The following is a 7,139-nucleotide window of genomic DNA, read 5'->3' as shown; positions in this document are numbered from 1 at the left end:
ATCCTGGGGGTGGGCGGCGGCTGGTTCGTCGTCACGCAGATCTTCGCGTTCGACTGGCTGCCCGACTGGGGCGTGGTGGCGGCGACGCTGGCGCTGGGGGCCGGGGTGACGATGGCGATCGGGGTGGCCGGATCGCTGCCGGTGCTGCGCGCACGCCCCGCCGCGGCATTGCGGCGGATGTGAACGGCCGCGCGGAGGCGGCGTCGAGCAGATGCAGCGCCCTCCGCTTCGTGCCATCGACGTCGGCCTGTCCGACCTGCTGGCCCGCGACCCGGGCATCCCATCGGCGCGTTGCGGTAGCGGGCCAGCAGGGCGTCGCGCGCCATGGCGCGCCCCGATCGCCGTCGGCGATGTTGCCACATCCGCCTGTCGGCGCGGACGTCGTCGTCTTCCGTGATCGGCGGGCACGTGCCGCGCGGGTCCACCCGTACCGCTCCCCTGTGCCGAAGGCGAGCGGTCCGACGGGGCGCCTCGCGTCGATGCCGGCGCACCGATGCGAGGCGGAGCGAGTTCCTCAGTTCAGGCCGATCTTCAACGTCGCCATCAGGCGGCGTCCGGGCATGACGACTTCGTCCTTGTTGAGCGCGGTGGCGAGCCGCTGGACATCGTTGGTCAGATTCTGTCCGACGAGCGCCAGCTCGACGTTGGGATGCGCCGCGAACGGGCGCAGCGCCAATTGGCCGTCGAGCGCGACATAGCTGGGCGTCGGGGTGTCGAACGCGCCATATTTGTCCTGCCGCCCGGCGTAGATCAGGTTGAACCCGGCATCGAGCCTGTCGCCCTGCCAGTTCAGCCCACCGCCCACACGATAGGGCGGGATGCGCGGCACGTTGCTGCCGTCGTCAAGCGTCGCGCGGGTGTAGTCGCCCAGCAGGTTGAAGCGGTAGACGCCGTGCTCGGTGCGGACGAGGTCATAGCTCGCCTCCGCCTCGAACCCGCGGAAGTGCGCGCCCTGCTGGCGATAGTTCAGTTCGCGCAGGTCGCCGTCGCCGCCGATCGCGCAGGTGCCATCGTCGTCGCAAACGCGGCCGGTCAGGTCGCCGTAGATGTAGTTGCGGAACCAGCTGCTGTAGACGCTGCCGTCGAAGCGGAACCCGCCCGAGCGAACCCGCAGCGTCCCCTCGAGCGAGTTGGCGCGCTCGATCTTCAGGTTCGGATCGCCGGTCTCGAACGTGTTCGGCCCGTCGTGCCCGCCGCGCGCGAACAGTTCGGTCAGCGCGGGTGCGCGCCCGGTGCTGGAGAAGGTCGCGCCGATCTTGATCGCGGGCGAAACCTCGTACAGCGCGCCGATCGCGCCGCTGAGCGGCGTGTATTCGGGCGTGACGAACGTGCCCGCGCGCGGCGTGCCGGTCAGGCGGACATGCTCGACGCGGCCGCTCGCTTCCAGATGCAGTCGGTCGGCCAGCTGCGTGTCGGTGAACAGATAGCCGGCGAAACTCTCCTGCGTGGCGGGAAACAGATAGGAGCTGTCCTCGCCGATCGCGGAAAAGTCGCGGTGTTGATACTCGAAGCCCAGTGCGGAATTGTCGACGAAGCCGATGCGATTGAACAGCAGTTCGGCGCGCGCGTTATATTCCTTGTTGCGGAACGTCGTGTCGATCGTGCCGTCCGGCTCCTTCTCGTCATGCGTGTAATCGGCATAGCTGCCGTCGAGGTTCAGCCGCTGGAGCAACCCGGTGCCGAGCGCGAAGGACGAGCGCGTCATCACCTTGGTCTGGCGCATGTCGATGAAGGTCGTGTCGCTGGGGATGCCGTATTTGGTATTGTACTGCGTGATCGCGGCGCCGACATGGCTGTCGTTGTCGTTGCCGAAGAAGTATGACCCGCCCAGCGCGCCGCCATAGCCGCGGAAGAACGAATTCTGCTGAACGCCGAGCGGGGTGTCGTAATCGCCCGCATGGCGGCCGAAGCCGTCGGCGTGCAGCGCGACATTGCCGACGTTCGCATCGACCAGCGCGGCGCCCTGGTAGAGATCGGACACGGTGCCGTAGGTGCCGTCGAATTCGGCCGACAGCGGCTTGTCGGACAGGGTCGTCGGCACGCGATTGTTGAGGATGTTGACGACGCCGCCGATCGCCTGGCTGCCATAGCGCAGCGTGCCCGCACCGCGCACCACTTCGATGCTGCGTGCCGCCAGCGGATCGATCGGGATGCCGTGATCCGGGCCGATGTCGGACACGTCGGACGAACTGGTCCCGTCCTCCAGGATGCGGACGCGGGTGGCGTCCATGCCGCGGATGATCGGGCGGCTGGCGCCGGTGGCAAAGCCCGTCGCCGAAATGCCGGGCACGTGCGACAGCGCGTCGGCGATGCTGGCACCGCCGCTCCGCAGGATGTCCTCCGCATCCACCTTGGCGACGATCGCGGGCGTGTCGTCCCGCTCGTGCCCGATCGGGGAGGCGGTGACGACGATATCGCGGCTGGTGTCGACCGGGGTGACCGGCCGGGTGGATGCGGCAGGGTCGGTCGAGGGCGCCCGCTGCGCATGGACGCAGGCAGGAGCGAGCGCAGCGAAGGCCGCGCCGGTGAAGAGGAAGAATCGCATGATAAACTCCGAACGTAGCGCCGCTCCTCGTCCGCGGGCGGATCGGGTGGCGATGAGGGGATTGCGTCAGGTCGGAGACGGCGCGGGTGGCGCGCGGCTGCGCCAGATATGCGCGCGCGTGGCCGGTCGGTCGTAGGCGGCGGCGACGATGATCGTGCTTTCATCGCGCTGCCGCGGGGCGATGACAGCGGTGGCGAACGGCGGCAGGTACGGCTCGAGGATCGCCGCGGCGAAACACAGCGCGCAGGCGCCTTCGTCGCTGGTGGCGACGTGCAGCACGTCCCCGCTGGTCACGACAGGGGCAGCGGGCAGCGGATGACGATGCGCGCCGAAGGCGACGCCGTTGAAGATCAGCGCACACAGCGCCAGCCACACGACCCAGGTCATCGTCACCGGGCGGCGAATCATCTGGGGTTGCCGCTTGGTCACCGCCCCCTTCGACACGGATGCGGCTGTCCCGAAGCTGTCGACTTCATGATATAATGTTCATTTGACATGCCGGCCGGCGCCTGGGCCGGCGTGACGCCGGGAGCCGGGAGGCAGGGCAGCGGCCACGGAATGTAACAAAACATCATCTCATTGACGCTTGCATGGCGTGACTGCATGGAGCGCCAGACAATACGGCCGCGCAACGCCGATGCGCGGCCATCCGATCAGGAGGAATCGTTCACGTGCGCTTCACTACGCGCGCTGCCGCCATGGGCAGCATCATCCCGCTCGCCATCGCCATGGCCTGTTCGCCCGCGATGGCCGAGGCCGACGATGATGTGTCCGTCGAAGAGGGACGCGAGGCGATCACCGTCACCGGCGTGCGCCAGTCGTATCGCGGCAACTTCGCGGTACGCGAGATCCCGCAGGCGATCGCGGTCATCGACGAGGCGGTGATCGAGGAGAACAACATCCTGCGCCTTACCGACGCGCTCGATCTCAACGCCTCCGTCGTGCGGCAGAATACGCTGGGCGGGCTGTGGGACAGTTTCGCCGTGCGCGGCTTTGCGGGCGATGAGAATCTGCCCAGCGGCTACCTCGTCAACGGCTTCAACGCCGGACGCGGCTTCAGCGGGCAGCGCGATGTCGCCGGCATCGAGCGGGTCGAGGTGCTGAAGGGTCCCGCAGCGGCGGTGCTCGGGCGCGGCGAACCGGGCGGCTCGATCAACCTTGTCACCAAGCAGGCGGAACTCGGCCGCACCTTCGGCACCGCCTCGCTCCAGTATCGCAGCTTCGATACGGTGCGCGCGGAGGGTGACGCCAATGTCGCCCTGACCGGCAACCTGACCGCCCGGCTGATCGGCTATGCGGAAAGCGGCGACACGTTCCGCGACACGGTCGAGCAGAAGCGCTGGGGTTTCCTGCCGTCGATCGGCCTGGGCATCGGCGATGACACGCGCATCACCTACGATTTCGAATGGACGCGCGTCGAGGTACCGTTCGACCGGGGGATCGTGGTGCTGAACGGCAATTTCGACACCGTGCCGCGGTCGCGGTTTCTGGGCGAGCCGAGCGACGGCGACACGGTGGCGCGCGCGACCGGGCACCAGCTGCGCGTGCAACACGACTTTGCCGATCGCTGGAGCCTGCTGCTCGGCGCCAGTCACCGCGACACGCAGCTGACCGGCGCGTCGTCGGACGCGGAGACGGCGCGCGCGCGGCAGAAGCTGTTCATCGACGGCCGGTCGCTGTCGCGGCAGCGGCGCACCCGGCGCTACAGCTCCGAACACAGCGTGCTGCGCGCCGAGATCGCGGGCGAGTTCGAGACCGGTACGCTGCGCCACCGCGTCCTGATCGGCGGCGACTACGACTATTTCGACACCGACCAGTTGTTCAGCAGGTATCGCGGACCGGTCGTGACGCCGGCGACGACCGATCGGGCAGGCTATGTGCTGGACCTGCAGAACCCGGTATATGGCCGCTACCCGGTTCCGGCGACCGCGCCGATCACCAACCGCCTGGATGTGCAGCGCACGATGGGGGCGTACATTCAGGACCAGATCAGCCTGACCGACCGGTTGCAGGTGCGCGTCGGCGGTCGCTTCGACGATTTCCTGCTGCGCGTCGACGACCGGCTGACGCGCGTGCTCGGCCGCCGCAAGCGCAGCCGGTTCAGCCCGCAGGCCGGCATCGTCTACGAACTGAGCAAGCCGCTGTCGCTCTACGCGACCTATGGCGAAGGGTATCGCGCCAATATCGGCGCCGGGGCCGACGGAAGTGTCTTCGAGCCGGAGACGAGCACGTCGATCGAGGCTGGCGTGAAGCTGAGCGCGCTGGGCGGACGGCTGAACGGCACGCTGGCCGTCTATCAGCTCGACAAGTCCAACGTGCTCGCCACCGACACGCTCAACCCCGGCTTCTCGGTCGCGATCGGCAAGGCGCGCAGCCGCGGCGTCGAGCTGGACATCAACGGAAAGCTGCCGGGCGACGTCGACGTGCTGCTCAGCTACGCCTACACCGATGCGGAGGCGCGTTCGCGCGTGCTCGATCCCAATTTCTCGTTCCAGATCGAGCCCGGCGACCCGCTGATCAACATTCCCGCGCACAATCTGAACGTGCAGGCGGCGAAGCGCTTCACGATCGGCGAGCGCGCCGCGCTGCTGGGGGGCGGCATCCAGTATGTCAGCAAGCGCAACGGCGAGACCGGCACCGATTTCGAGCTGCCGGCGCATACCCTGGCGCGGGTGTTCGGTCAGGTCGACCTGATGCCGAACCTGGAACTGTTCGGCTCGGTCACCAACCTGTTCGACGAACATTGGTACGCCAACAGCTATTCGCCGGTCTGGGTGCAGCCGGGCGCCCCACGGACGGCGACGATCGGCCTGCGCGCCAAGTTGTGAAGCGGGGACATCCGATGCGTTCGACCACCCGTGCCGCCGCCGGCATCGCCTTGCTCGCCGCTGTTCCCGCGCCGGCGCAGCCGGTGCCGCCGCTGTCCGCCATCCTTCCCCCCGCCCTGCCCTGGTCGGGGGCGAGCGAGCGGCTGATCGTGCCGGCGAACGACCCGTGGATCACCCCGGCAGAGGCGGCGGGGTTCACGACGACGCCGCGCTACGCCGAGGTGCGGGCCTGGCTGGAGCGCCTCGCGGCGGCATCGCCGCTCGTCACCATGCGGTCGTTCGGCCGCACCGCCGAGGGGCGCGAGATGATCTACGTCCGCGCCAGCAAGGGCGGCGCGGACAAGCCGGTGGTGCTGATACAGGGCGGCATCCATGCGGGCGAGATCGACGGCAAGGACGCGGGATTGATGCTGCTGCGCGACATCGCGCTGCGCGGGAAGGACAATCTGCTCGACCAGGTCGATCTGGTCTTCGTGCCGATCTACAACATCGACGGCCACGAACAGATGAGCGCGTACAATTTCCCGCACATCCGCGGCCCCGCCAACAAGGGGCGCGACGCCAACGCGCGCAACATCGACCTCAACCGGGATTACGCCAAGCTGGACGCGCCGGAATCGCGGGCGATGATCGGCCTCATCCGTGCGCTCGATCCCATCCTCTACATCGACTGCCATGTCAGCGAAGGCTTCGACATGCAGTATGACGTGACCTTCACCTATCCCGGATGGGGCACATATGCCCGCCACCGGGCGACCGCCGACTGGCTGGAGAACCGCTTCGGCCCGGCGGTATCCGGCGCCCTGACCGCCGCGGGCCACACCCCGATCATCTATCCCAGCCCGATCGACACCCGGCATCCCGAGAAGGGCATCCGCTACAGCCCCGAGGGGCCACGCTACTCGACCGGCTATGGCGACTTCATCGGCATGCCGACCGTGCTGGTCGAGAACCACATGCTCAAGCCCTATCGCCAGCGCGTGCTGGGCACCTATGTGCTGCTGGAAGCTGCGCTCAAGATCGCCGCGAGCGACGCCGCGCGCATCATCGCCGCCAAGGCGACCGATCGGGCGAGCCGCCCGACCGAACTGCTGACCCGGTGGAAGCCCGCCGCGACCCCGATCGGATGGATCGAGGATTTCAAGGGCGTGGCGTTCGACACCTATCGCTCCCCCGCCTCCGGTCGGGAGGAACAGCGCTGGCTGGGCAGGCCCATCACGTTCCGGATGCCGATCATCGGCCAGACACCCAGCGAGAGCGTCCGTCTTCCCAAGGCGTGGTGGGTGCCGCGTGAGCAGACCGAGATCATCGAGCGGCTGCGCCTGCACGGCATCCGCTTCGAGACGATCCGCACGCCGCAAACCCGCACGCTCGACCATGTCCGCCTGATCGACCCGAAGATGTCGCAACCGATCGAGGGACGCTACCCGATCACCGCCCGGTTCGAACACCACGAGACGAGCGACGTCTTGCCGGCCGGCAGCGTTCGCGTGCCCGCCGACCAGCCGCTCGGGCTGCTCGCGGCGTCGCTGCTGGAGCCGGAGAGCCAGGATTCGTTTCTGGCCTGGGGGTTCTTCCCGGAAATGCTGGCGCCGGCGCCGAACACCGACGCCTTCGTGCTCGCCGCGCTGGGCGAGCGCCTGCTGGCGACCGATCCGTCGATCAAGGCAGCGTTCGACGCGAAGCTGCGCACCGAGCCGGGCTTTGCGTCGGACCCCGACGCGCGGCTGGCGTGGCTGTACGCGCAGGCGGGGCCAGGACACCCC

General features: G+C 68.4%; 5 protein-coding genes. 3 read left to right on the top strand and 2 right to left on the bottom strand.

Annotated elements, in window-relative coordinates; translation table 11 throughout:
- Positions 1-183 (top strand): hypothetical protein (locus AX685_RS22165; RefSeq protein ID WP_197418430.1); only part of this gene is annotated, 183 nt, incomplete at its 5' end.
- Between the two features lie 331 nt (positions 184-514).
- On the opposite strand, the gene AX685_RS01095 is transcribed toward AX685_RS22165, so the two are convergent.
- Entirely contained in the window at positions 515-2,545 is a 2,031-nt protein-coding gene (locus tag AX685_RS01095; RefSeq protein WP_066484472.1) for a TonB-dependent receptor, read from the bottom strand.
- A gap of 66 nt (positions 2,546-2,611) precedes the next feature.
- Positions 2,612-2,974 (bottom strand): hypothetical protein, encoded by a 363-nt coding sequence (locus AX685_RS01090; RefSeq protein WP_197418429.1) that lies wholly within the window; start codon positions 2,972-2,974, stop codon positions 2,612-2,614.
- 299 nt (positions 2,975-3,273) lie between these two features.
- On the opposite strand from AX685_RS01090, the gene AX685_RS01085 reads away from it, so the two are divergent.
- Both AX685_RS01085 and AX685_RS01080 read left to right on the top strand, forming a co-directional pair.
- A complete protein-coding gene (locus AX685_RS01085) occupies positions 3,274-5,373 on the top strand; it encodes a TonB-dependent siderophore receptor (protein ID WP_420542553.1) in 2,100 nt (699 codons plus the stop codon).
- 14 nt (positions 5,374-5,387) lie between these two features.
- A partial coding sequence (locus AX685_RS01080) for a M14 family metallopeptidase (protein ID WP_156445586.1) occupies positions 5,388-7,139 on the top strand: 1,752 nt, incomplete at its 3' end.

This window comes from Sphingomonas sp. CCH9-F2 (assembly GCF_001556735.1).
Classification (GTDB): Bacteria; Pseudomonadota; Alphaproteobacteria; order Sphingomonadales; family Sphingomonadaceae; genus Sphingomonas; species Sphingomonas ginsenosidimutans.
Note: the sequence above shows the minus strand (reverse complement) of the source record. Positions and strands in the feature narration are given on the sequence as shown.